The sequence below is a fragment of the Paenibacillus sp. SRL342 genome (assembly GCF_984798905.1).
In genome coordinates, this window is sequence record NZ_OZ481790.1 from 4,637,583 (window position 1) to 4,663,150 (window position 25,568).

Genomic DNA, 25,568 nt, shown 5'->3' on the forward strand with positions numbered 1-25,568 from the left:
GATACAATAGGGTTATTAAACTGCCTTTGATCGCGAAGGCCTAGAACAGAATAGGAAGGTGAATAATTTGCCTCAACAATCCAAGCCTGTCAGCTATGGGGGGCAAGCTGTCATTGAAGGCGTAATGTTCGGTGGGAAACATGTCAACGTTACAGCTGTTCGTAGAAAAGACGGCGAAATTACGTATCTGGAAGTTCCCAAGCAAGACAAGTCCTGGGTCACGAAATTGCGGCGGATTCCTTTATTACGCGGAATTGTCAGCATTATAGATTCAAGTGTTAAAGGTAGCAGACATCTTAATTATTCTGCTGACGCTTATGCTGATGATGAACTGGAACCGGAAGAGAAAGCCAAGCAAAAAGAGAAAGAAGGTTCGGGCTGGAGCCTTAGCATGATTATTGGTGTAACCGCCGTAGCCATTCTTTCATTCCTTTTTGGTAAAGTTGTGCTTACTTTGCTTCCTGTTGTTATCGAGAATTTTCTATTCAAAAATGCATTCGACAATCAGTTTTTGCATAATTTACTGGAAGGCGGCATTAAGCTGATCCTGTTACTCGCCTATCTGTGGTTAATCTCACAGACGCCGATGATTAAACGTCTCTTCCAGTATCATGGAGCGGAACACAAGGTAATCAGCGCACATGAAGCTGGTGAAGAACTGACACCGGAGAACGTGCAAAAGTACAGCCGACTGCACTACCGCTGCGGAAGCAGTTTCATTATGTTGACTGTCATCATTGGAGTGTTTCTATACTCCCTCTTCACGTACGATAACCTCTGGGAACGGATGGGTCAGCGTCTATTGTTATTACCAGTTGTGCTAGGCATTTCTTTTGAACTGTTAAAGCTCACGAATTCGGTACGTGATATTCCTGTACTGCGTTATCTCGGATACCCGGGATTGTGGCTGCAATTGCTGACAACAAAAGAACCGACCAACGAACAGGTAGAAGTCTCCATTGCTTCGTTTAACCGTATGCGTGAGTTGGATGCCAAGCTTGCCAATGTCTCTGCTACGTCAGAAGTACCTGTTGCAACACTCGATCCTGTGAAAGGGTGAATGATATGAACAAGCAGGCAATCTTATTTTGGACGTTCATCGCACTAGCTGCTGTTGGAGTCTTGACTTGGCTGGGGAACGCTAGTCCATCCAGGATCATTATTCCTCTGGTCGTGTTCGGAGCCGTATTCCTGCTGTACAAATATCCGCCTCGTCGCTGGGCAAGCAAAACCAAATCACCGAAGATTAAACCATCGGCACGAACCATGGCGAAAGTTAATGCACAGTCCAGTGCCAGAAAGAGCAGCGGCTCTTCAAAGAAACGTAAGGATTATCCTTTCCAAGTGATTCAAGGACAAAAAGGGAAAAGCGATGAAGATATTCCGAAATTTCACTAAAAGCTACTGAACATACAAAAAAGCAGTTCTCCCAACTTGCGGAGAATTGCTTTTTTCACGTTTATACAGGAATCAGAGGCGAAGCTTCTGCTTGTTTCTTGCGCAATTCTTTTCTTTGTTTGTCCAGCTGTTCATCATACATTTTCATATTCCATCCGTTGAAAAATTCGTTCCCTGCGGTTGCACCTGATCGATATAAGGCCGTGCTATCCTGTAACGATAAATGAAATTGCGTTGGTTTGATCCCAAGCGTTGGTATCTTCACTGTACGAAACCGGTTAATCTGTTCGATATAGCGTTCATCATGTGCTGTGAGCATCGTCTCCACAAGGGCCTGAAGCATGCTTAGCGGTCCTTTAATCCGGGCAGGTTCCACTTCCGTCTTCCCCACCATTTTGAATCCGACAACCGGAATAACGTCTCCTCCTCGTTCCGAACGATCACCATCGAAGAGCCACAACGGAAAATTGCTAAGCAATCCACCATCCACGACATACACGAACTGATCTTGAAAAGGAAGTCCTTTGGAGAATACTGGTGATTTGCGTATGACTACCGGATCGAAAAAATATGGAATACTGCAACTCATACGTACCGCTTTTGCAACATCCAGCTTGGCAGGATCAATGCCGAACCGCCGAATATCGTCTGGCAGCACCAGAATGGTCCCATTGGATATATCGGACGCCGTAATAAGCAACTTGCCTTGCGGCAAGTCAGCAAATGTGCGAATCCCTTTCTGCTCCAGCATCTTGCGAATCCATGATTCCAGCGCCTCCCCCGAATACAAACCTTTCTTCAAGAACAGCCTTGCTGCCGGTCCGATCCATCGGGTATTAAATATGGGGGAACGACGCAGCAATGAAACAAAGGGGGTATTCTCAATAATGACTTTCATCTCTTCAGCCCGGTAACCTGCCGCTAGCAGAGCAGCTACAATGGAGCCGGATGATGTGCCTGCCACCCGATTGAACTGAATGCCGCAGTCTTGAGCACCCTGCACAGCGCCTGCAAGCGAGATCCCTTTGACGCCTCCACCTTCAAACACCGCGTTAATTAACACAACAAAACCCCCGTTCTCCAGGCAGCCACGTTTCTACTGCCACTCTATGAGAACAAGGGTTTGTCTTATAACCGTATTGTTAAATTGTTTTAGAGACCATAATAAGCTTTTAATTTGGCAATTAGGCCGAGAGGGTTCTTCGTCAGGTACTGTGAACTGAAGAAAATATCCCCTTTGACCGAACCATACTTCTTGTTGTAGTTCAGCTGATCGATGATCTCCTGTGAAGTCTGCCAGCCAATTTCCGGCGTACCTAACTTATAAGGAGAGTGACCGATATACAATTTTACATTTGTGTTAGCCACTTCATTCGCCCACCAGTCCACGACTTTGTCGTAACGGGCTACGTTCAGTGTCATACTCCAATACACCTGCGGAGCGACATAGTCGATCCACTCCTGGTTAATCCATGTCCGCACATCTGCATTCATGCTGTCATAGGCGGTTACTCCTGCTTTGGTATCAGAGCCTGTCAGATCAACGGATTTGTTACGCCATACACCAAATGGACTAATTCCATATTCAACGTTAGCTTTCACGCTGTGTATACTCTGTCCGAGCTGCTTAACGAACTGATTGATATTGTCCCGACGCCATTCAGCACGGTCTTTGGTATTCAATGTGTTATAGGTTTTGAAGGCTGCATCATCATTAAAAGTCACATTGGACGGATAGAAATAATCATCCAGATGTACGCCATCAATATCATACTGATTGACCACTTCCATGATCGTATCGATAATATGCTGTCTGGCTTCCGGGATACCCGGGTTAATGTACAATTTGCCGGATGCATTCACAATCCAGTCGGGATGAAGCTTCGAGATGTGGTTTGCAGCCAAGTTTGATGTACTCGCTGAGTTCGTTGCTCTAAACGGATTAAACCAAGCGTGGAACTCCAGACCTCGTTTGTGTGCTTCCTCAACCATAAACGCGAGGGGATCATAACCTGGATCTTTACCTTGTGTTCCTGTCAATACGCTGTTCCAAGGTACCAGACCTGAAGGATAGATGGCATCCCCGTTGGCTCTCACTTGAACGAATACGGCATTAATGCCCATACCTTGCAACGTATCGAGCTGTTTCGTGTACTCCTGCTTTTGCTTCTCCACATTTCCCTTCGCTCCGGATGAAGGCCAGTCTCCATTCACAGTGGAGATCCATGCTCCCCGCATCTCTTCAGAAGCTGGTACAGTGCCCGTACCTCCAGGCTCCGCTGGGGTTGCCGGGGTTGGTTCAGGAGTTGGGACTGATTCGTCTCCTGTGTACAGATCAATGGTCTGGGCAGACTGATTCCAGTTCACTCGAATGCCCAGGTTCTCACTGACGAATCGAATGGGTACCATGACCCGACCCTGTTTCAATTCGACCGATGCATCCAGACCAACTACTGCGTTATCCACCGTCGCCTGCTGGCGTCCGCTCGTCATAGAGATGACCGAATCGGATTTCTTAATGGTCACGGTACGAGTAGCTTGAGACCATAAAACAGACGCACCCAGTCCTTCGCTAATAACACGCAGAGGCACCATCGTTACATTTACTTTGGGCAAGATGTAGGGTGATACATCCGATTCCAAACGGTTGCCGTCTAGAAAAATAGCGATTTCCTTCTGCCCGGCCGCTTGTGCCGTCATACCTGCTGTCTGTAATCCAAGTACAAAAATGAGCAGCAGCATCAATCCTTTACGAACGTTCATTAGTGCAGTCCTCCAAAATCATTATAAATTTGCGGTAAATTCTACTAGTTTAATAGACGCTCCTACCGTTCGTTTAGTTGCGAAAATCACCAAATTTTGGTGTGATTGCACACAAAAAAATGCTTCCTGCCATTGAAACGGCAAGAAGCATCCTTTGATCACGGGATACGATTCATTGTATACCACCATGTGTATTCCACTGCAAAAAACTTAAGACTCCGTATTACTCATGACGTCCTGAAGGTTTTTGAGGTCACGCAACCGGCTCTCATCCTGACGGAAGTATTCAACCAAGGACTCGATGCATGTAATGGAGTCCCAGCTCAGATGATGTTCAATGCCTTCAACATCATTGTAGATATTTTGTTCCTGAACACCAATCGTTGTCAAAAATTGTTCAAGCAGATGATGGCGCTCCATCAAACGTTTGCCCATCTTTTTGCCTTTTGGCGTAAGCACCAGTCCGCGGTACTTTTCATAGATCAGGTACTCGTCTTTGTCCAGCTTTTGGATCATCTTCGTCACCGATGAAGGATGTACTTCCAGTCCTTCAGCTATATCAGACACACGAGCATAGCCCTTTTCATCAATTAATTTGTATATACGCTCCAAATAATCTTCCATACTGGGCGTTGGCATCTGCTTCCCTCTTTTCTCTCTGACCGGCCCCTATTCGTGCCTGGTCCCTATCTTATAATGATACATGTTATCAATACGCATTGGCAAGTCCTGCACAGTTCAGAGCGCGCTGTTACACAAGTAATTGGCAGGCGTGACTTCTCCCCATACGAGGCAAACTAAACAAAGTTCCGCATCGAAAGGAGTGATTTCGTGAGTACAAGTGTAGCCTCACCGCCAGTTCGTAAAGCAAAAGGCACTAAACCCTTTATTCCCGATTTGGTGTATTTTGAACCCGGTGCGTTGGAATATGATAAAGGCAAACGGATTATGGAATGGGTCACATCCAAAAACATCCCTTATCAAATGACCACATCCCATAACCGTATCACAAACTTGCCGGGTGAAACCGAACAAGAAAAATATCGGATGGCAAAGCGTACTCTTGTCGTTGGTGTGCGCAAAACACTTAAGTTCGACCAGTCGAAACCTTCAGCGGAATATGCCATTCCCATTTCTACAGGCTGTATGGGGCACTGCCATTATTGTTATCTTCAAACTACTCTTGGTGCAAAACCTTATGTCCGTGTCTATGTCAATACCGAGGAGATCATTCAGGCTGCAAAAGGATACATCGAAGAACGGGCGCCTGAAATCACACGATTTGAAGCTGCCTGTACATCCGATCCCGTAGGACTGGAGCATATCACGGAGAATTTAAGTGACTTGATCCGTTTTATGGCTGAAGAAGAATATGGGCGCTTGCGCTTCGTAACCAAATATCATCACGTTGATCCGTTGCTGAACCTTAAACATAACGGCCACACCCGTATCCGGTTTAGTGTCAATTCGGATTATGTCATCAAAAACTTTGAACCGGCTACCTCCAGATTTGAGGAACGCATTGAAGCTGCTGGCAAAATTGCACACGCCGGTTATCCCCTGGGATTCATTATCGCTCCGATTATGTGGTATGAAGGCTGGGAAGAAGGATACTCGGATCTGTTGCAAAAGCTGGCAGATACGCTCCCAGAGGAAGCAACTAGGGATCTTACCTTTGAGATGATCCAGCACCGTTTTACCAAAACGGCCAAAGCAACCATTGAGAAACGTTATCCCAAAACCAAGCTGGAGATGGATATCGAGAAACGCAAGATGAAATGGGGCCGTTGGGGTCAGTACAAGTATGTTTATAAGGATGACCAGCAAGATGCGCTGCGGGAGTTCATTACGGAACGGATCTTTGAACATTTTCCACTAGCCAATATTGATTACTTCACCTAAACGAAAAACAGGACTGCTTATAATGATATGCTAGTATATGCATTTCTAACAAACGATTAAAAAGCAGGTTACATGACCCAGAATGTCTCTGGTAACATGTAGCCTGCTATGCCATACATAATAATACTTGAATTCAGTTCATCCGATTAAATAATCATCCAGTCTGGTGTAATTTGCTGCAACCAGATGGTAATCTTCGTCATCTGATCTGTGAAAAGCAATACCCCAAGGAACAACATTAATGCTCCTCCGACTTTCATCATGACATTGGAATACCGTAAGATCCAGCGTGTCGAACCGATGAAAAACGCCAAAATGAAAAACGGGATTGCAAACCCTGCCGTATAACCTGTAATCAGCGCCAACCAGGTCGTGGGCTCACTTGCAGCCATAGCAATGATTGCTGTTAGAATAGGGCCAATACACGGCGACCAACCTGCTGAGAAACCGATGCCAAATATAAAAGAGCCCAGATAGCCTGCTGGTTTCCATTTCATATCCAGCTTGCGTTCCTTCATCAGAAACTGCGGCTTGAACACACCAAGCAAAAACAACCCCATGAGCATAATCAGAATCGCAGACAATTGACGAATCAATTCACGGTTATCATTGAAAAATTGGCCAAACAGTCCAGCACCAAGGCCAAGCGAATAAAATACTGCCGAGAAGCCTAAAATAAACGCCAGCGTATGCGTCATGGTCTTAAAGCGGACTTCACGCTGATTGCGGTCATCCTTCAATTGCTGCACCGTCATACCTGTAATGTAGGAGAGGTATGATGGATACAGCGGAAGACAACATGGTGATATAAATGAGACCAAACCTGCTACAAAAGCCATCCATACATTAACATCAGGCATGAAGCGGATGTCTCCCTTCCCCGGGCTCACGTGCTTGCTCGTTCAGTCGTCAGGCTCGGAACCCTTTTTTTCCAATCATCGTCAGAATCAGCATCATGATCAGCAATAATACAATCGTTGCTCCAGGTGCGAGGTTCCAGATACCTGCTACAACCAGTCCAAGGACTACGGCAATTTCGCCGATAACCACGGACAAAATAATGGCGGATTTGAAACTTCGAGCCATCAACAGGCTGACCGCTACCGGAATGGTCAATAGCGCTGACACCAGAAGCGCACCGACAATCTTGATCGCCGTGCTTATGACAAGTGCTGTCATCACCGTGATTAACATGTTCAGAATTCTCACAGGCAACCCTGTAACCGCTGCCGCATCTTCCTCAAAGCTGAGCAGGAAAAATTCCTTATGTAACAATGCCACTACAATCACCACGATCAGCGTAACCACACCTACAAGCTTCAGATCCGTAGCGTCTAATGTATATATACTGCCGAATAAATAACTCATGACATCTGCATTATATCCTTTGCCCAGCGTAAAGAACAAGGAAGCAAGAGCCACGCCACCGGACATGATAATGGCAATCGATAATTCGGCGTAACTCTTGTACGCTTTGCGCAATTTCTCTATCGCAAATGAAGCAAGCACGGCAAATATCAAGCCCACTGCAATGGGATACACTTCAATCAGGAATCCAAGTGCAACACCGGCAATGGTCACATGAGACAAGGTGTCTCCGATCATGGATAACCGCCGCAAGACCAGGAACAGTCCGATTAACGGAGCGGTAATGCCAATTAACAACCCACCCGCCAGGGCACGCTGAAAAAAATCACTCATTAATATTTCCAAAACAAACACGACTCCTTCGGCCTTACTCTAATCTAATGGGCCATAAATACGGCTAGCGTACCTGTGCAGTGGTATGTTGCAGATTGGTCTCAGCACAATCCTGTACCTCATGCGAATGACGGACATGGAAGTTAATTTTGCCATTCGTTACTGCAGCTTCAGAACCCAGATAACTCTCCATTCGATCCATATCATGAGACACCATCAGAAAAGTCATGCGGTGATGTTCATGCATATGGGTAATCAGTTCAAAGAAACTGGCCTGTGATTCAGCATCAATACCTACAGTAGGTTCATCCAGAATCAATAGATCCGGGTGATTGATAAGCGCTCGTGCCAAAAATACACGCTGCTGCTGCCCGCCGGACAATTGACCAATACGTTTGTTCGCCAGATCCTCGATCCGCATGACCTGCATCGCATCCGTGCACTGTTGCTGACATTTGCGAGACATACGACGGAACATGTTTTTGTTATTATACAAGCCTGACATGACCACTTCACGAACGGTCGCAGGGAACAACGGGTTAAATGCATTCTTTTGCGGTACATACCCGATTCGGTCCCAGTCCTTGAACCTGCGGATCGACTCTCCGAATAGTTTGATATCTCCCTGCGCAGGAGGAAGAAGTCCTACCAGCATGCGCAGCAATGTCGTTTTACCCGCCCCATTGGAACCGATAATCCCGACAAAGTCCCGTTCCTGGGCCATAAAATCGAGATTCTCAATCACTCGCTGGTCCCCGTAGGAAAATGATAGTTTCTCGATCTCTATAATTGGATCATGACATAGTGGCATGATTTGCTGCATGGCAAAGCCGCCCTTCATTATATATAAGAATCCCATAGCGTTCTAAGAGCCTTCACCGCGAACGGTAAAGACTCTTCGATCTGAATCCTTCATTCTATCTTATTTTAATGCGATCAGCAGATTTTGCAAATTTTTCTCCATGAGGGTGAAATAATCATCCCCGTTTGTTGCCTGCTCCTTGGTCAATCCCTCAACCGGATTAAGGACCATGGTCTCCACTCCTGCTTCACTTGCCAGTGTTTTCGCCAATTTGTCAGATACCAGCTCTTCGAAGAAAATATATTTGATACCTTCATCTTTAACCAATTGCGCAAGCTTCACAATATCCTGTCCTGTCGGTTCAGCATCCGGGGAAAGTCCCATAATGGCATGCTGGGTTAATCCATAATCACGTGCAAGGTAGCCAAACGCTTGGTGCGAGACTACAATTTCGTTGTTCGGTACGGTAGCCAACTCATCTGTGAAACGCTGATCCAGTGTCTCAAGCTTCGTACGAAGCGCTTCATAACGTTGTTCGTAACCTGCTTTGTGATCAGGATCTGCCTCGACCAGACTATTTTTGATGTTTTCAGCCATGATCATGGCTGATTTCGGACTAACCCACGTATGTGGATCAATATGATGATCAGCGACATCTTCACTGGTAGCCTCATCTGTATGTTCATCTGCATGCTCGTCTTCGTGCTCTTCGCCGTGACCGTGCCCATCATCACCCTCAGCGGTTAACAGCTTAACCCCTTCGCTGACGGCAACAGACTTCACCTGAGTATCACTATTCAGCGACTTCAGGAAATTTGGCACCCATCCTTCCAGTCCAGCTCCATTATAGAAAAACAGCTGTGCCTTGGACGTATTAACAATATCCTGACTCTTCGGAGTCCAGTCATGCGGCTCTACTCCCGTTGGCAGCAGGTTAATGACATTGGCATCCTCACCACCGATGGCAGTCGTAAAAGCATATACAGGATAAAATGTCGTCACAACGTTTACCTTGCCTTCCACAATCTTCGCACTATTGGAACTATCCTGCCCACACGCTGACAATACCAGCAAAGTGAGAATAAGCAAACCCGTCCACATTAACTTCATGTTGCCTCTTTTGCTCGTCTTCCCTGTCCGGTTATCCTGAACTTGATGTTGATCTTTATAAAATGTCATTATGATTCACTCCGCATCTCTTAATCGTAAACATTACTGAAAGAATTATAGGTAACCTGAACCTACTTGTCAAGCTATCCCGTCCTATCATTCTTTCCTGAAGTACGGAGTTCATAACAGTATATGCTTGTTCTCTTCCCTTAAGATGCGATTTATATCAACAAAAAAAGGGGCCCGAATTACATCGGGCCACCTTGTGTCATTTTTATGACAGAATTTGAATAAATTTCATAACTCAATTCTTATTTCACTTGTGCGCCATTAGGCATGTTGTCTGGTACTGTAGCAAGTGTAAGCTGGTCGCCATGCGATGCTGCAAGGATCATACCCTGGGACAGTTCACCACGAAGTTTCACGGGTTTGAGGTTCGTCACACAGATGACTTTGCGTCCAACCATCTCTTCTGGCGAATAGAACTTCGCAATTCCCGATACGACCTGACGCTGCTCATAACCCAGATCTAGCTGCAATTTCAGCAACTTATCCGCTTTTTTGACCGGTTCGCAGGCAATGACTTGCGCGACACGCAGTTCAACTTTGGCAAAATCGTCAATCCCGATCTCTTCCGTACCTTCAGGGGCTGTTACCGGTTCAACAGATGCTGAAGTTCCAGCATCTGCTTGACTTGCTTCAGGCTGTGCCGCTTTTTGGCCACCAGTCATTGCTTCAGAGATATAAGCAATTTCCTGTTCGGAATCCAGACGCGGGAAGATTGGATCACCTTTTTGCAATGCGTTTCCAGTTGGAACCAGACCCCATTGCTTGGCTGTGTCCCAAGCCGTAAGTTCACCTTCCTGAATGCCGAGCTGTGCCCAGATTTTATGAGGAGCACGTGTCAGGAACGGTTGCAACAGAATGGAAGCAATTCTCAAGCTCTCGATCAGGTGAGCCATAACGGATGCCAATTCATTGCGTTTCGCTTCATCACGAGCCAGCGCCCATGGCTGCGTCTCATCAATATATTTGTTGGTGCGGCTGACAAACTGGCTGATCGCTGTCAGTGCTACGGAAAACTGCAGGTTTTCCATGGCCTGTTCCACTTTTTCCACTGTAGCATGACCTGCTTCTTCCAGCGAAGCATCAAATTCCGTTACATTCGATGCAAACGCAGGGGCTTTGCCTTCAAAATATTTGTCTACCATCGCAACGGTACGGTTCAAAAGGTTACCCAGATCGTTCGCGAGGTCGGAGTTAACACGCTCTACGAAGCTCTCCGGTGTAAACGTACCATCGGAACCAAACGGTACTTCACGCAACAGGTAATAACGCAGTGCATCGAGACCGTAACGGTCAATCAGAGTCACTGGATCAACGACATTACCTTTTGATTTGGACATTTTGCCATCCTTCATCAACAACCAGCCGTGCGCAAACACTTTCTTCGGCAAAGGCAAGTCCAGCGCCATCAACATAATTGGCCAGTAGATCGTATGGAAACGAACAATTTCTTTCCCTACCAGATGAACATCTGCAGGCCAGAACTTGTTATACAGGGATGTATCGGATGAACCGTAGCCCAGTGCTGTAATATAGTTGGACAACGCATCAATCCACACGTAGACCACGTGTTTTGGATCGCCTTTAACTTTGACGCCCCATTCAAATGTAGTCCGCGATACGGCCAAATCTTCAAGACCTGGCTTGATGAAGTTGTTGATCATCTCGTTCTTACGGGATTCCGGCTGAATAAAGCCCGGGTTCTCTTCATAATATTTCAACAAACGATCTGCATATTTGCTCATACGGAAGAAGTAGGATTCTTCTTTGACCAATTCAACCGGGTGTCCGCTATCCGGGCTCTTGGCCGAGATAATCTCACCCTTCTCATTTTTCTCTACATCCACCAGTTGAGTCTCCGTGTAATACGTCTCATCCGGAATACTGTACCAGCCTTCGTACTCACCTTTGTAGATATCTCCCTGTTTCAGCAAACGGTCAAAGATATCCTGAACGACGGTTTTGTGACGCTCTTCGGTTGTACGAATAAAGTCGTCATTGGAAATGTCCAACTTGTTCCACAGTTCCTTGATCCCCACAACGATATCGTCGATAAAAGCTTGCGGTGTCTGCCCTTTCTCTTGTGCCTTGCGCTCAATCTTCTGGCCATGTTCATCGGTTCCTGTCAGATAGTGAGCATCATACCCGCGTAGACGCTTGTAACGAACCATCGCATCTCCCGCCACTGTTGTATACGCATGCCCAATATGCAATTTGTCACTCGGATAATAAATCGGGGTTGTCAGATAAAATGTTTTTTGGTCAGCCATGAATGACTTCTCCTCCTTCTAATGTTCCTGCTTCATGTGATCCCTTCGTCCAAAACAACTAAAAAAGAACACAAAAAACTCCCGCCCCTATGGGACGAGAGTTGCTCTCACGTGTTACCACCCAAATTCCCCATGTTTTTCACAAAACACAGGCTCTGTCGGTCCTTCGACCGCCCATTAACGCTGGATCACGCCTCAGCCTTACGACAGCAGCTCTGAAATCACTGTCTGCACGCTCGAAAGAGGTTCCTCCGGGACCATATTCCATCCTCCTCCCAGACCGGTTCTCAGCTCATCCGGCTCTCTGCACTGGGGGTGTGTCTGTACTTATCCCTTCACTGGAAATCATATAGGAAAAATATACTGAAATGCGGACCCCTTTGTCAAGTGGACAGCATACTCAAGTTCAATCCTGGCCTGCTTCCATGCCACCCGAATACTTCAAGTTACATCGTTACTCTGATACCATCATGGATTTCTCCGCCTTTGGTGGCACCAGATCTACACCGCCTGGATGAAACGGGTGACATTTGGCAATACGTTTCGCTGTTAACAACGAACCTTTGAGCGCACCGTGCACTTCAATCGCCTCCATGGCGTAAGCCGAACAGCTCGGATAGAACCGACATGTTGGCGGTGTTAATGGAGAGATATAGTTGCGGTACACCCGAATGGGTGCCTGAGCAATTCTGCGCGATAACTTCATGGTCAGTGCTTCCCATGAGCGTGTGTATGTCCCGATGCCGCTTTGGCCGGAGCATGCTCAGCACAGTCCTTGCAATATCCAAATACCTCAAACTTGTGGTCCACAACCTGAAATTGCTCAGGCGCATCCGCAAGCTGCATCGGGCAAAAAATAATAGGATATGTCTTCTGACACTTCAGACAGATCATATGATGGTGATGATGATCTTCACTACAGTGTGCTTTGAATTTAACGCCATCTTCGAAGATGACCTGTTCCAGTACACCCAGTTCCTGCATCACCCGCAAATTACGATATACTGTGTCAAAACTCAGTCCGCTGTAAGTTTTACCCATATATTCATAGACGTCCTTGGGTGTAAGATACCCGGGGGACTCGGCAAATAACCGGGCCAGTGTTTTCCGCTGATCGGTAATGCGAAGCCCCTGTGAGGACATGGTCGAAATAATCTGTTCTGTCGACAGCATGATCTAAAGCACCTCCTGTCATACGAGCATTTTGCATCATTCATAGAGCGACAGTTTATTCAGCAAAAGCGAAAACTTTTGCTTTCTTGTATACCTCTAATAATGCATCAAATTACGATTAGAGTCAACGAAGACACCGGGTTAGGTCATTCCAACATCACATAAAAAGGACTCCATGCACATGCATTGCCATTAGTCCAGCTTGAGCTAATGACATTACATTTTGATGGAGTCCCTTCCTGACGGTTCAGATGATCAATCGTTCGGGCGACTTTTGGGGTGAACGGGTATATATGATATAAGCTTTCACTCCAAACCGTCCGTGCATGTTCATGATATTACTTTTCAGCCGGAAGCGGCGTGAACAGCAGGTTAACAGGCAAGTTACTTCCTGGTGCCGCCGAGAAGAGAATAGTTACACTCTCGCCGTACGAACCTGTGCGATACATTACGCTTTGCTCATTAGGTGCAGTTACAGATTTACCTGTGGAAATCTGAACGACCTGTCCATTCACGAGTGCCACACCTGAATATCTGCCTCCACGAGGGTTGAATGAAATCAACGTGCGCGGAGCAACATTATTCAATGTAATTTTGTACAATACACCGAAGTTACCTGCGTTGGAAGCTTCTGTGAAGGCCATAGGGTCCGTTCCCACGAGGTTTGGATCACTTGCATTGTCTCCAAGTGGAAGACGTGCAGGCTTCGATCCTATTTCCTGATCATACGTAATGATCCGTGTTGCATTCGGGTACGTTCCGCGGTTGTGAACACCATCACGATCCAGAACCGGGAGGCTCGACAACACTTCCATCGGGTCCTTGTTTTCTTCGATCATGATAATGTTGTAATCCAGTTCATAGTCACTGAATACATCCGAATACAAGGAAATGACTTGTCCCTGTTTCATCGGAAGAACGCTCAGATCATTGAGAATCAGCTTGCTTTCTCCTGGCTGGATGTACACTTTCTTTTGTCCGGTACCATTCTGCATGGACTGGAACCAACGGTCAATCGACAGCTTTCCTGCTACCGTTGCAAAAGGAGACGGTCCTGCAAAACCCATGTTTTGCTGGTCAATGGATGCCGTGTATGCATTGTTGTTTGTCGCTACAACATACATTTTCACGTTTTTGCCCGTGTTGTTCACATGGTGAATCATGAAGCGTGTCTGTCCAAAGGAAGATTCCTTGTACACAATGCCTTCTGTATTCACGGTTTCCGGGCTGTTACTGCGGATCAGCAGACTTGGTTCATCATAATACGTGAAAGGAACTTTCTCCAATGCCGGTACTCCACCACCATCAAAAGTGAACTTTTCACCGACTGGTGTGAACAATTGATTGAAGTCAGTCACACTATAAAGTGTTTCTCCCGTAATATTGATCATCTTGGTATAGCTATCGCTAGCACCATGTTTATCGGTAACTGTAATCGTTACGGTCTTCGGTCCTGGAACAAAGAATGCAAGTGCATTGTTATCCCATTCTGTTTTTACAATTGCGTTCTCATCATCTGTACTTTGATCAATATAAGTGATTTTCTCACCCATTTTGTATTCTTCTTTATCTGTCGTAAACATTGCGACAGGTGGCAGATTGGGTCTTTCAACCTTAATCGTAACCGAATACGGATCACTCCATTGACCACTTGAATCCTGGACCGCATAGGTTACTGTGTATACACCTGGTTGGTCGAATGAATCCTGACGGCCTGTCCAACGTTCATCTACAATGCTGAGTCCCTTGGGAGAGCTGGATCTGGTTGTGTAGGTAACCTGGTCTCCGGCAAAAACCTCTTTTTGTACCGTGAAGCTCGCCACCGGTTTGGTACTCAGATTCAATACAACCGTTTTGGCAGTTTGATTTACTTTATACGTAATGTCCAGAGCCTGTGTAATTGAAGTCAACGGCACCATGAACGTATTTTTTTGTTGATAAGCCGCGCCCTTCATCGTTCTGGATACACCATTAACGGTATAGATTGTGCTGTTTGTTTTGAAACGCAGCTCATCTTCACCACTAACAATGATCGTTTCTTTGGTTGTGTTATCATATTTGACATCATAGCCAACCCGATCAACGAGAGCACGGATCGCTACATAGGATACACCATTTTTAACAGCCATTGGCTGTCCAGCAAGATATGTTTTGCCATCTTGCATCATTTTATTACTGTTCATATAAAGAGTGAGGTCTCCACCCCCGCCTCCAGCAACAGATGAACCGCCTGTAGATGGTTGCTCCACTTCTACTGGTGCAGGTGCTGGTGTTTCCTCAGCTGTACCTTCTTCGTCCGTAGGTTCAATTACCGGCTCAACAGGAGTCGCGTCTGTTCCTGTAGGAACATCTGTATCAGGGTTCACTTCTTCAGTTGTTTCATTATTTGATGTTGGCGTGTTTGTTCCGGATTTCACTTCGGATTCCACGATGGTTTGTTCTTTCTTCACAACCTCCACGGATTTAACTTTGGCTGTATTCACTGATGTAGTATCGCTCTGATCTGCTGATTGTGCATTGGCAGGAATCACTGCAAACGCCTGAAACACAGCAAAAGCGGTAAGTATGGACAATTTCTTCTTCAAATTCATTCTTTGTCTTTGGCTCCTTCTGCTCCCATTTTATAAATATCCCCCTCAAAAAGTCATATTATTAGACGCTTGGAACCGGGAAAAGTTGCTAAAAAGTTAAGAGGAGAATTGTAAACTTTTAATAGAAGGAAAATACTATGAAAATAGTTATCTATCCATTATCTTTTTGGCATTCATATCCCAAAATTAACCAATAGAAAATCCCAACAAAAAAATCTCTCCAGGAGATGGTCAATCAGCACCATATCGCAGAGAGATGTAAGGATTGAATAGGCCTAGCGCAAACGGACAGGCAGACTTCCTGTTGGCTGCAGTCCACCGGTTAACACATGGGACAGGGCCCGAACAACTGCAGTTGTATTTTCATACGTACACACATAACTTCCCGGCCTCGAAATCTCCAGCAGATCATATGGATTGCGCAAAGCAATTACAATCAGCGAATGATTCTTACTAAGCTTTTCAACCAAATACTGTTGCCCTTTCGGAAGATGACCTGCCGATGTGTACGTACATACGATAACTTGTTCACTATTCGACACATCCGCCAATATCCGATCTGCTTCATCAAAAGTGGGCTGAGTAGTAATTTTGTGCTCACGAACTCTGCCTCGCAGCTGCGATAACGCCATACCCAGCGATTCTGTATGGGACCATGGTTCATCCACCTCTGTCCGTTGCACAACCTCAGGCCAGATGACATATACGTCCTTCTCTGGGATCAACGGCAGCAGCCCATCATTATGAACGATGGTAATACTGCTTGAAGAAATCTTGAACAACGTCAATTCGTTGGGCTCAGTCGGTTTAGTGGATTCAGTGCAATTAACAGGTTCAACATCGCTTGCTTCGACCGTTTCACTCGCTTTCGGCGAAACAAGATGATCATTCTGCTGCCCACAGCGCTTTCTTTTCCATGTCATAATGCGTTCAACCGCCTGATGAATAACCTCTTCCGAAATGCGCCCCGTTCGAACTGCTTCCACAATGGCTTCCAGCGCAGCAACCTGATCTTGTAAGGTATGACTCACCAGAATCAGATCTGCTCCTGCTTCCACAGCACGAACGGCAGCTTCAGCTACCCCATATGGCTTGGATATCGCATGCATTTCAAGACAGTCTGTAATAATAATGCCTTCAAAACCCATTTCCTCACGTAGCAGACCCGTTAACACCTTATGTGACAATGTTGCCGGAATGGGCTCGGGCTCAATCGAAGGGAACATCACATGAGCTGTCATAATAGCATCAACTCCGGCCTCAATCGCCTTGCGGAACGGTAACAACTCCATCTGTTCCAGCCTGTTTCGATCATGAGGTACCGTAACCATACCAAGATGAGAATCTACGGCGGTATCTCCGTGTCCCGGAAAATGTTTGGCAGTAGCAGCTATGCCCTGTGATTGATATCCGGTGATGGCTGCTACGCCATGAGCGGCCACACTTTCAGCATGTTCACCATACGAACGCACACCGATAACCGGGTTAAGCGGGTTGTTATTCACGTCGACCACTGGCGCAAGGTTCATATCAATACCAATGCTTTTTAGCTCACGACCCAGAATTTGAGCACACTCTAGGGTATATTCCGGATTGCCTGTCGCACCAAGTGCCATATTACCCGGCACTTGGGTCATTCCCTCTTTGTCAATCCGTGCAACCATGCCACCTTCCTGGTCCACCGAAATCATGAGTGGTAGGACCCCCGCTTCAGCAGCCATATCTTGCAGTTCAGCGGACAGCCGTGTCAATTGATCTACACTTTCGACATTGCGCCGGAAATAAATGACACCTCCGACGTGATAGTCACGGATTAAGCGAGTAATCTGTTCATCTGCGTGCTGACTGTGAAATCCACACATCAACAATTGGCCTACCTTTTGCTCCAATGTCAGATCATTCAAGAGTTTCATTTGACCTCTCCTCCCGTTTCCCTTGCCACTACGAACCCAATCTTTTACTCTGCCTGTACTCGGAGGGTTTCATGTGGAAGTGTTTATGAAACACCTTGGAGAAGTAACGGCGCTCCTTGAACCCTGTGGCTTCCCCAATCGCTGTAATGCTCCATTCGGTTGTACTCAACAATAAAGCAGCACTTTCCATCCGTTTCTGCGTCATGTATTCTACAAAAGTAACACCCATTTGAGTTTTAAATAGCTGGCAAAAGTAACCCGGGCTGATTCCGAGCCAATCTGAGACTTCATCTATTCCCAAGTCCTGTTGCAGCCGTGCATCCATATACTCACATGCAGACAGGATCAGTTCCGATACAGAAGGACGTGGCTGCGTTTGTTTGCCCTGACAGGCATGGGTAACAACCTCTGCAAGTTCAAGGAGTTCCCTCATGGATACAGCCCCTTGCAGTGCATTCCAATAATTCACTTCGTGATCTTCAGCGAGGGCCTGTACTTCACGCAGTTCCCGAAGCATGTGTACAAGCATAAACCGAAGATTGGTTTCATCTATCCTGTTGAAGGATTGTCCTGAATTCCCCATTCGCTGTTTAAGCCGATCCAATACATCACTTAACCCCTGCTTGTTCCCTTGCCGAATCCACCGAGTAACAAGCTCCAGATCTTCTCTTGTAATCCATGAGTTAGCCCCTTTGGAGGCCGTATGATCATACGATAATGTGTTTTCGGGACAACTCGCCTTTAACACCCCGTCTTCACTTTCCGAATGGGACATCAGTATTTTTTGACAATGCCGGAATCGCTCCAGAATTTGACTTTCCAAGTTCACGGGCACAGCATCCTGAACAACCCTAACCTTCACATTTGAATCCAGGGATAATATCTCATTTAATTCGAGACACAGTTGATGGGCCAGATCCTCTGAGCGACGTTTCCACTCCCCCGATGCCTCCAGCAGGATGCACCACTCCCCTTTGCGGGTCGAAAGAATCTGACAGTTCCCCCTAATTCTCTCCGCTACTTCCCTAAGTGTGGAACTTACGGTCTCATGCCATCGTTGATGCTGAAGTTCGGACCAGCCGATCGAATGGCGAAAATAACCGACTGCATCCACCAGCAGCAACGTATACGGTGCAGTAGTTGTTATGAATTCAGGAACAGAGGCAGGATAGGCAACCTTCAATGGTGCTTCTCCTCGCAACAGGTCAATCAACTGTTTGTGTCTGATCCAGCTTTCCATCTCTTGGTTGCGATAACGTTGCGATTCGTTTTCCAGACGTCTCTTCTGGATCTGCCCGGCAAGCTCACGCAGTTTATGTTCCAGATTCAAATAATCAATTGGCTTACATATGTATTCATGTACGTTATACTTGATAGCGGTTCGAGCATATTCAAACTGCTGATAACCGGTCAGCAAAATAATCTCACACGTTTCACCCTGCTCTCGCAGTAAACGAATAAGTTCCAATCCATCCATAGACGGCATCCGAATATCACACAAGAGAATGTCTGGATGACTTTCTGTTACTTTCCCCAGCGCTTCTACACCACTTCTCGCTGTACCTGTGATTTCAATCCCCATCTCTTCCCAGGGTAAAATGTAGTTCAGATTCTCCAAAATCGGCAGCTCATCGTCAACCAGCATTGCAGTCAGATTCATCCGGCTTCCTCCTGCTCATATAATGGAATGATACATCGAATAACTGTGCCATACCCCGGTGCTGAACATATAAATATGCCATACCCGGCCCCGTATTGAATACGAATTCGATCTGCCACACTTCGTAATCCCAATCCCCTGCGTTCCGTTATGGACGACAATGATTCCGCCCCTTCCGCGAGCATATCTTCCGGCGGATCTTCTGCCATATACTCAAATCGTGCGAGCATTTCCTGGGGAATACCGATCCCATTATCCTCAACACATAACACCAGATAATCCCGTTCTGCATATGCGCTTATCCGTAGTACACCTGGATAGGTGATCCCCTCAAACCCGTGTTGAATGCTATTTTCCACCAGAGGCTGGAGGGTAAGCTTGAGCAGGATTGAGCTGTATAGATGGGGTGGAATGTCAATCTCATAGGTGAACAAATCACTGAACCTGTACTGTTGAATCTCCAGATAACTTTGCAAATGTCTGATTTCCTCACCCAGCGGAATCTCCTCCTGATCCTGAATGCTGATACGAAGCATATTGCCAAGTCTGGTCACCATCTCGCTTACTTTACGGCCCTCCCCACGCAGCGCTAATCCATTAATGGATTCCAATGTGTTAAACAGAAAATGAGGTTTGATCTGGGCCTGTAATACACGTAGTTCCGCTTGGGCCTTCTGCTCTTGCTCTGCACGAACACGACGGAATAATCCCCCGATTCGATCCAATAGTTCATTGAACCCTTGCGCAAGCAGCTGCATTTCATCGAACCCTTTTCCTTCCACCCTTGCATTAAAATCACCATCATCCACACGACGCATAAACCTTACAAGTACAGCAATGTTCCCCGTAATGCGATTCATGAAAAAAAGATTAAAGATCATTGCTGCGAGCAGACATAACAGAATAATGATGACAGACCAACCGGCAAAGGCATTGGTTTCCGCAGATAAAGCTTCCCATGAAGTCACACTGACGAGGCTCCAGTTATAGTTCTTCAGATGATATTGCGAAAGGATGCTCTCCTTGCCGTCAAAGACCGTTCTGACACTGCTAAAACCGGGACCGTAACTGCCGGATTCAGCACCAAGGTTTTGCATGTTCTCACCGTTGTAAATCCCTGCAGGATCATAAACGATCAGTCCTTCTTCATTAATTAACAGGAATGATGTATCCTGTGCCGAATCGCTGATTTGCAGGTGACGGAAGATCCGGTCGATCTCTCCTTTTTTGATCTGAACAACAAGCACGCCGATATTTTGAAAATAACTGAGTTCTTTGATCAGTCTGATCTGGGTGAAGACAGGCTCTACCCCGGTTAATTCGGGATATTCCAGAGGTGCGAGCCATTTGGGCACACCATTAAGTTGCTGAATTTCGTTAAATAAGGGATGCACTTTGAATTGCTGAAAAGGAAGGGCTTGAAAATTTTCTTTGGTGAAGATGGAGACAATCTGGTTGTTCTCGGACGAACGCAAATCATATAAAAAGGCATAACTGATGAACGGATAATTATATAGAAGGGAACGGAAATTGCGCTGGCTGGCATTCAGGGATAACTGATTACCGGTCCCCAGATCCTGCTTGGTCGGATCTTTGGCGTTCAACGCCATTTGAAAAACCGAGGTCGCTATCCCATTATCGGTCACATTGTTAATCTGCTGAAATACATTCTCGATATTGTAGCTGATGGCCTGAAGCGCATATTCGGCCTGTTGATTGTATTTTTTCTCAATCGTATGTGATGTGACCAGAAACATGCCAATGCCCAGCGCACACATCGGTACAATAATCAGCAGCAGAAATGCCAAGGCCAGCTTCATTCGCAAGTTCATATCCCGTTCTCCCTATTCACTGGTTCATGGTATTAACCTTTGACACCACCTGCAGTTACTCCTTCTATAATTTTCTCCTGGAGTATAGCGTAGATCACAAGTACAGGTACAACACTGTATACAATACCTGCCGACATCTGGGCATAGTTCATCTGATATTGATCCCGAAACTGGACCATGCCCACTGGCAGCGTACGCAATTTATCGGTGGATAAAAAATAGTTGGCGAGTAAAAATTCGTTCCAGTTGGCGAGGAAATTAACGATAAAAACGGTAACAATAGCCGGAACCGTAAGAGGTATCACTATTTTAGCAAAGATACCCGGGGCCCTCAAGCCGTCCATGACAGCCGCTTCCTCAATTTCTCCAGGCAGAGAACGCATAAAAGCCGCCAGGATAATAATTGTAAACGGGATCGCATTGGCCACATAGGGCACGATCAATGCCAGATGTGTATCCAATATGCCCATTTTGCGAACAAGCAGATAAATCGGCAGCATAAGTGCATTGTTAGGAATAAGCATACCCGCCAGAATTAAACTGTACAGAAACAGGCTCCATCTCCGGTGTCTCATCCGGGTTACGGCAAAAGCAAACATGGCGCCGAGGGCAATCGTACACGCCGATGATAAAACCGAAATGTACAGGCTGTTCCAGAAATACGTACCAATCTTGGCACTCACCCAAGCCTCCACGTAATTGTTAAACTCCCATGTAGTAGGCAGACCGAATGGATTCAGGGCGATTTCATTGTTATCCTGCTTGAAGGAAGAGAAAATTACAAATAAAAAGGGAAACAAAATCGCGATCAAATACAACATTAACAACACATGAGGTATACTGCTTTTTATGCTTTTCGCCATCAATATTCCACCCTCTCGCCCCGTCTCGCCACCAGCAGTTGATACACCGCAGTGAGCACAAGCGTCAGAGCAAAGATCAGCACTGCAATGGTATTGCCATAACCATATTTGAAGTTGGTAATTGCATATTTGATCATGTATGTTGCCAGAACCTCGGTGGACCCGGCGGGCCCACCTTTGGTCATGACAATCACGATGTCGGCTGCTTTCATGGCACCTGCAATGGACAACATGATCACCACCGAAATGATCGGCCGAATCAGCGGCAACGTAATTCGCATTGCACGTTGTACTGCCGTTGCCCCATCAATGGCAGCCGCTTCATCCAGATCACGGGGAATCGCCAGTATGGCCGCCAACACCATGACAATGTAAAATCCCGTCCACTGCCAGGCATTGGTCACCAAGATGGACAACATGGCAAATCGGTTATCCGATAACCAGTAGATTGGATCGATTCCCAGCACATGAAGCATTTTGTTTAATAGTCCGATATTGGGCTCATAGATGAATCCCCATAAGATACCGATAACGGCTGTCGACATAATGGATGGTAAAAAAACAGCTGTTTTATACAGACCTTTTAGCCTTTTCACATTGGCAATCAGAAGCGAGAACAGGACGATTAGGGGTACCTGAATCAGTACCGAAAATCCGATGAAAAAGCCGTTATTCCGTGTGGATATCCAGAACCGTTCATCGGTCAGTGCCTTCACATAGTTGGATAAACCTACAAAACGTGGGTCAGCCGATACCCCATTCCAACTCGTCAGACTGTAATACAGAGAGCTACCGATAGGGTATAGAAAGAACATCACAAACAGAATTAGGGCTGGCATTACAAACAACGTATAGATTAACGGGCTGCGGAGTGAAGTATTCATAGTCAGCCTCCTTCAGTCACTTCAACGATCGCAGTTTCGACTTGAATTGGTTTATTCCACGGAAGCGTTTGCTTCCTCTTGCACCTTTTGCAGCTCTTCTGCCATTTTCTCTGGCGTGGTCTGACCACCAATCAACTTCTGAATCTGCAGATTGCTGATCTCTGTCGTCACATCGGCCTGAACGAGTGCATCAAATGCCGGGAACGACGTCTTGGACGCATTAAGCACGGCCACAATTTCTTTCATCAGATCATCGGTAATGCTATCTGTCAGCACTTTCTCATCCAGCTTCATGGCCGGCAACACACCGTCTTCCACAAGGCCGCGGATCTGCATATCTTCATTGTAGAAATTTTTGATAAAAGCTTTCACTGCTTCCAGCTTCTGCGGATCGTCTGCCACGGATGCGGAGAAACCGTATCCATTGTTCACATCACGCATCAATGACGTCTGATCGCCTGCTCCGTTCTCTACCGGAGGCATATTGAAGAATCCAACCTTGCCAATGAGTGATTCGCCACTCTGACCTTCCTTGAATACAGATGATTTCCATGTTCCGTCATACATTAATATTGCTTCGCCGCTCGTAAATTGCGTGGTATATTCGGCATACTCGAAGCCCAGCTCACCTTTTTTGAAGTAACCCTTATCGACCCATTCCTTATGCTTGGCAAAACCTTGCACGACACCCGAGTCGGTCCATTTCGCTTCACCTGTTGCAAACTTTGCAGTAATCTCCGGCCCGGCATACCGGGACCACAGATGATTGGTTAACATGAGCGGTACCCAGCCTGCCTTGGATGCAGAAGCAAGCGGCACTTTGCCATCGGCCTTGATCTCGGCCAGTATATTGTCCAGTTCAGCCATGGTGGTTGGGGCTTTCCATCCTTTTTGTTCAAAGTACTCTTTATTGTAGAAAAAACCTTCGCCCGAACCGCCAATCGGCAATCCATATACCTGGCCTTCATACGTAAATGGTTCAAGGGATGTGAACTGGTCTTGAATGCCCAGCTCTTGCAGGATCGGAGTCAGATCAAGCAGCATACCTTCTTTGGCATAAACTTTGGAATCCGGGCTGCCAAACAGTTCAAATATATCCGGCGGGTTGCCTGCAGCCATCTCTCCACGAAGCTTCTCCTTCCGATTCACATCGGATTCGACACCATCCAGCGTAAAAGTCAGGTTGGGTATTTCACCTTCAACTTTGTCCACAACATCCTGCAGGATGGCCAGTCGTTTCTGTTTGTCAGCCCCTACTTGAGTGTGGCGGAGAAGCATCTCAATCGGTTCCTTACTTGTCTCCTCCATAGGTGTATTGCCTGCGCCTTGCTGTGGCTCGTTACTTGAGCTTGCACATCCCGCCAAAGTCCATGAAGTGATAAGCAATAATGAAAGCAGTAATGTCATTCTTTTTTTCATCTGGTTGACCCTCCTCAAGATATTGAGCTTTTGGCTTTACACTCTGATTATAAAAAGCCGGAGCTTACATCGTAAGGATGACAATTCATCAATGGAGGGATAAAATCCTTCACTGGACCAATAATCTTGCATTTACAATGGATAACAGCAAAAAAACAGCCCCTGCGAAACATGTTCGCAAGGACTGCTTGGGTTGAAATATAAGTTGAACTTAAAAATAATTACACTTGCCACTCCGATGACAGAACAACCTTCCGATCGCTGTTATCCCCAGATTATTTTTAATTCACTTATACAAAGGTGAAAATCTGGGGATAAAGGCGAACGCTCCGCTTCTTCAGCTTATTTCTGTCCTCTTCGTTCTCGTGTAAAAAATTAGTTCAAATTATATAGATCCTGTATATAACTGTAGTTACTTACCTGAACAAGCCACGCCAGCCGTTTCCTGGCGACCTTGTTCGATCAGGCGATACGCCCGCTCCACTTCTTCTTCACTTGGTGAAGGAACTCCATCCAGTGGATATACTTTACCGAGCGCTTCCCATTTGTAGATCCCCATCTGATGGTATGGAAGAATTTCGAACTTTTCGACGCCATTCAATGTTCCAATAAACCGTCCGAGGTTAAGCAGATCCTCTTCCTCGTTATGAATGCCAGGCACATACACGTGACGTATCCACATTTTCCGACCTTGCTCCGATAACCACTTGGCCGTTTTCAACGTTCTCTCGTTGGATTTGCCTGTCAACTTGATGTGTTTCTCATCATCAATATGTTTGAGGTCCAGCAGTACCAGGTCTGTGTGATCCAACAGATCGTGAATCCGCTCCGGTTCGTTAAACCCATTGCTGTCCAGCGTCGTATGCAATCCCCAACGCCGCTTTACTTCCTTGAAGATTTCGGCTACAAAGTGAGCCTGTAACGTTGGTTCTCCGCCAGATATCGTGAGTCCGCCTCCAGAGCTGCGGTAGTAGGATAGATACGGCTCAATTTCAGCCAGTACCTCCTCTAGCGTCATTTCTTTTCCACCATCCAGCGCCCATGTATCAGGGTTGTGGCAATACTGACATTTGAGTAGACATCCTTGCATAAAAAGCACAAAGCGGATGCCTGGGCCGTCAACCGTCCCGAAAGTTTCGAGTGAATGAATATGTCCGTTAACCATGCTGCCTCTTCCTTTCTGTATCCGCATCCGCTGTGCGTTTAATATGATTTGGAATA

The 25,568-nt window shown here is 46.2% G+C and carries 21 protein-coding genes; 3 read left to right on the forward strand and 18 right to left on the reverse strand.

The features are described from left to right. Nucleotides 1-67 precede the first annotated feature (67 nt). Both AC4E8D_RS20440 and AC4E8D_RS20445 read left to right on the forward strand, forming a co-directional pair. Nucleotides 68-1,060, forward strand: coding sequence for a DUF1385 domain-containing protein (locus AC4E8D_RS20440; RefSeq protein ID WP_062835280.1), 993 nt, complete (start codon nt 68-70; stop codon nt 1,058-1,060). A 5-nt stretch (nt 1,061-1,065) separates the two neighbouring features. Beyond that, nucleotides 1,066-1,398: a hypothetical protein gene (locus AC4E8D_RS20445; RefSeq protein WP_036614407.1), complete on the forward strand. Its 333-nt coding sequence runs from the start codon at nt 1,066-1,068 to the stop codon at nt 1,396-1,398. Nucleotides 1,399-1,459: 61 nt separating this feature from the next. Here the strand turns inward: AC4E8D_RS20445 and AC4E8D_RS20450 are convergent, their stop codons facing one another. From AC4E8D_RS20450 to mntR, 3 genes are all read right to left on the reverse strand, one after another. After that, on the reverse strand, nt 1,460-2,461 hold the full coding sequence (locus tag AC4E8D_RS20450; RefSeq protein WP_221822151.1) for a patatin-like phospholipase family protein: 1,002 nt from the start codon (nt 2,459-2,461) through the stop codon (nt 1,460-1,462). A gap of 89 nt (nt 2,462-2,550) precedes the next feature. Continuing rightward, on the reverse strand, nt 2,551-4,161 hold the full coding sequence (locus AC4E8D_RS20455) for a family 10 glycosylhydrolase (protein WP_339304870.1): 1,611 nt from the start codon (nt 4,159-4,161) through the stop codon (nt 2,551-2,553). A 210-nt stretch (nt 4,162-4,371) separates the two neighbouring features. Next, on the reverse strand, nt 4,372-4,800 hold the full coding sequence (gene mntR, locus AC4E8D_RS20460) for a transcriptional regulator MntR (protein ID WP_036614415.1): 429 nt from the start codon (nt 4,798-4,800) through the stop codon (nt 4,372-4,374). A gap of 192 nt (nt 4,801-4,992) precedes the next feature. Between mntR and splB the strand changes: the two genes are divergently transcribed. Continuing rightward, the gene (splB, locus tag AC4E8D_RS20465) at nt 4,993-6,063 is read left to right on the forward strand and encodes a spore photoproduct lyase (protein ID WP_221822155.1); all 1,071 of its coding nucleotides are present in this window, start codon (nt 4,993-4,995) and stop codon (nt 6,061-6,063) included. Nucleotides 6,064-6,209: 146 nt separating this feature from the next. On the opposite strand, the gene AC4E8D_RS20470 is transcribed toward splB, so the two are convergent. The 15 genes from AC4E8D_RS20470 to pflA all read right to left on the reverse strand — a co-directional run bounded on the left by AC4E8D_RS20470 (nt 6,210) and on the right by pflA (nt 25,512). Beyond that, nucleotides 6,210-6,923 carry a cytochrome c biogenesis CcdA family protein gene (locus AC4E8D_RS20470; protein WP_036614418.1) on the reverse strand — a complete coding sequence of 238 codons (714 nt, stop codon included), beginning with the start codon at nt 6,921-6,923 and terminating at the stop codon, nt 6,210-6,212. 49 nt (nt 6,924-6,972) lie between these two features. After that, the gene (locus AC4E8D_RS20475) at nt 6,973-7,776 is read right to left on the reverse strand and encodes a metal ABC transporter permease (protein WP_017687569.1); all 804 of its coding nucleotides are present in this window, start codon (nt 7,774-7,776) and stop codon (nt 6,973-6,975) included. A 52-nt stretch (nt 7,777-7,828) separates the two neighbouring features. Next, nucleotides 7,829-8,605 (reverse strand): metal ABC transporter ATP-binding protein, encoded by a 777-nt coding sequence (locus AC4E8D_RS20480; protein WP_339177668.1) that lies wholly within the window; start codon nt 8,603-8,605, stop codon nt 7,829-7,831. An 81-nt stretch (nt 8,606-8,686) separates the two neighbouring features. Then, complete coding sequence (locus tag AC4E8D_RS20485) at nt 8,687-9,745, reverse strand: metal ABC transporter substrate-binding protein (protein ID WP_397376268.1); 1,059 nt, start codon at nt 9,743-9,745, stop codon at nt 8,687-8,689. Nucleotides 9,746-9,987: 242 nt separating this feature from the next. Further along, on the reverse strand, nt 9,988-12,012 hold the full coding sequence (gene metG, locus AC4E8D_RS20490) for a methionine--tRNA ligase (RefSeq protein WP_221822157.1): 2,025 nt from the start codon (nt 12,010-12,012) through the stop codon (nt 9,988-9,990). 454 nt (nt 12,013-12,466) lie between these two features. Continuing rightward, nucleotides 12,467-12,718, reverse strand: coding sequence for a membrane protein insertion efficiency factor YidD (yidD, locus tag AC4E8D_RS20495; RefSeq protein WP_017687565.1), 252 nt, complete (start codon nt 12,716-12,718; stop codon nt 12,467-12,469). A 2-nt stretch (nt 12,719-12,720) separates the two neighbouring features. Further along, nucleotides 12,721-13,185 (reverse strand): Fur family transcriptional regulator, encoded by a 465-nt coding sequence (locus AC4E8D_RS20500; RefSeq protein ID WP_017687564.1) that lies wholly within the window; start codon nt 13,183-13,185, stop codon nt 12,721-12,723. Nucleotides 13,186-13,523: 338 nt separating this feature from the next. After that, nucleotides 13,524-15,776 (reverse strand): stalk domain-containing protein, encoded by a 2,253-nt coding sequence (locus AC4E8D_RS20505; RefSeq protein WP_221822159.1) that lies wholly within the window; start codon nt 15,774-15,776, stop codon nt 13,524-13,526. 275 nt (nt 15,777-16,051) lie between these two features. Continuing rightward, entirely contained in the window at nt 16,052-17,689 is a 1,638-nt protein-coding gene (gene nagZ, locus AC4E8D_RS20510; RefSeq protein ID WP_221822161.1) for a beta-N-acetylhexosaminidase, read from the reverse strand. Between the two features lie 28 nt (nt 17,690-17,717). Further along, a complete protein-coding gene (locus AC4E8D_RS20515; RefSeq protein WP_449005392.1) occupies nt 17,718-19,349 on the reverse strand; it encodes a response regulator transcription factor in 1,632 nt (543 codons plus the stop codon). Next, a complete protein-coding gene (locus AC4E8D_RS20520; RefSeq protein ID WP_449005391.1) occupies nt 19,346-21,181 on the reverse strand; it encodes a cache domain-containing sensor histidine kinase in 1,836 nt (611 codons plus the stop codon). The genes AC4E8D_RS20515 and AC4E8D_RS20520 overlap by 4 nt, the downstream gene beginning before the upstream one ends. A gap of 32 nt (nt 21,182-21,213) precedes the next feature. Then, the gene (locus AC4E8D_RS20525; RefSeq protein ID WP_449005390.1) at nt 21,214-22,044 is read right to left on the reverse strand and encodes a carbohydrate ABC transporter permease; all 831 of its coding nucleotides are present in this window, start codon (nt 22,042-22,044) and stop codon (nt 21,214-21,216) included. Continuing rightward, nucleotides 22,044-22,928 (reverse strand): carbohydrate ABC transporter permease, encoded by an 885-nt coding sequence (locus AC4E8D_RS20530; RefSeq protein ID WP_449005389.1) that lies wholly within the window; start codon nt 22,926-22,928, stop codon nt 22,044-22,046. Before AC4E8D_RS20530 ends, AC4E8D_RS20525 begins: the two co-directional genes overlap by 1 nt. Nucleotides 22,929-22,979: 51 nt before the next feature. Beyond that, entirely contained in the window at nt 22,980-24,347 is a 1,368-nt protein-coding gene (locus AC4E8D_RS20535) for an extracellular solute-binding protein (protein ID WP_490205164.1), read from the reverse strand. Nucleotides 24,348-24,759: 412 nt separating this feature from the next. Beyond that, nucleotides 24,760-25,512: a pyruvate formate-lyase-activating protein gene (gene pflA, locus AC4E8D_RS20540; protein WP_076215706.1), complete on the reverse strand. Its 753-nt coding sequence runs from the start codon at nt 25,510-25,512 to the stop codon at nt 24,760-24,762. Nucleotides 25,513-25,568 lie beyond the last annotated feature (56 nt).

What these genes read in the sequence shown, in the direction of transcription:
- AC4E8D_RS20455 (WP_339304870.1), bottom strand. Translation starts at nt 4,161, where the DNA reads ATGAACGTTCGTAAAGGATTGATGCTGCTGCTCATTTTTGTACTTGGA.
- AC4E8D_RS20500 (WP_017687564.1), bottom strand. Translation starts at nt 13,185, where the DNA reads ATGCTGTCGACAGAACAGATTATTTCGACCATGTCCTCACAGGGGCTT.
- AC4E8D_RS20470 (WP_036614418.1), bottom strand. Translation starts at nt 6,923, where the DNA reads ATGCCTGATGTTAATGTATGGATGGCTTTTGTAGCAGGTTTGGTCTCA.
- AC4E8D_RS20515 (WP_449005392.1), bottom strand. Translation starts at nt 19,349, where the DNA reads ATGAATCTGACTGCAATGCTGGTTGACGATGAGCTGCCGATTTTGGAG.
- pflA (WP_076215706.1), bottom strand. Translation starts at nt 25,512, where the DNA reads ATGGTTAACGGACATATTCATTCACTCGAAACTTTCGGGACGGTTGAC.
- AC4E8D_RS20530 (WP_449005389.1), bottom strand. Translation starts at nt 22,928, where the DNA reads ATGAATACTTCACTCCGCAGCCCGTTAATCTATACGTTGTTTGTAATG.
- AC4E8D_RS20535 (WP_490205164.1), bottom strand. Translation starts at nt 24,347, where the DNA reads ATGAAAAAAAGAATGACATTACTGCTTTCATTATTGCTTATCACTTCA.
- AC4E8D_RS20480 (WP_339177668.1), bottom strand. Translation starts at nt 8,605, where the DNA reads ATGAAGGGCGGCTTTGCCATGCAGCAAATCATGCCACTATGTCATGAT.
- yidD (WP_017687565.1), bottom strand. Translation starts at nt 12,718, where the DNA reads ATGAAGTTATCGCGCAGAATTGCTCAGGCACCCATTCGGGTGTACCGC.
- AC4E8D_RS20520 (WP_449005391.1), bottom strand. Translation starts at nt 21,181, where the DNA reads ATGAACTTGCGAATGAAGCTGGCCTTGGCATTTCTGCTGCTGATTATT.
- mntR (WP_036614415.1), bottom strand. Translation starts at nt 4,800, where the DNA reads ATGCCAACGCCCAGTATGGAAGATTATTTGGAGCGTATATACAAATTA.
- metG (WP_221822157.1), bottom strand. Translation starts at nt 12,012, where the DNA reads ATGGCTGACCAAAAAACATTTTATCTGACAACCCCGATTTATTATCCG.
- nagZ (WP_221822161.1), bottom strand. Translation starts at nt 17,689, where the DNA reads ATGAAACTCTTGAATGATCTGACATTGGAGCAAAAGGTAGGCCAATTG.
- AC4E8D_RS20505 (WP_221822159.1), bottom strand. Translation starts at nt 15,776, where the DNA reads ATGAATTTGAAGAAGAAATTGTCCATACTTACCGCTTTTGCTGTGTTT.
- AC4E8D_RS20445 (WP_036614407.1), top strand. Translation starts at nt 1,066, where the DNA reads ATGAACAAGCAGGCAATCTTATTTTGGACGTTCATCGCACTAGCTGCT.
- AC4E8D_RS20485 (WP_397376268.1), bottom strand. Translation starts at nt 9,745, where the DNA reads ATGACATTTTATAAAGATCAACATCAAGTTCAGGATAACCGGACAGGG.
- AC4E8D_RS20525 (WP_449005390.1), bottom strand. Translation starts at nt 22,044, where the DNA reads ATGGCGAAAAGCATAAAAAGCAGTATACCTCATGTGTTGTTAATGTTG.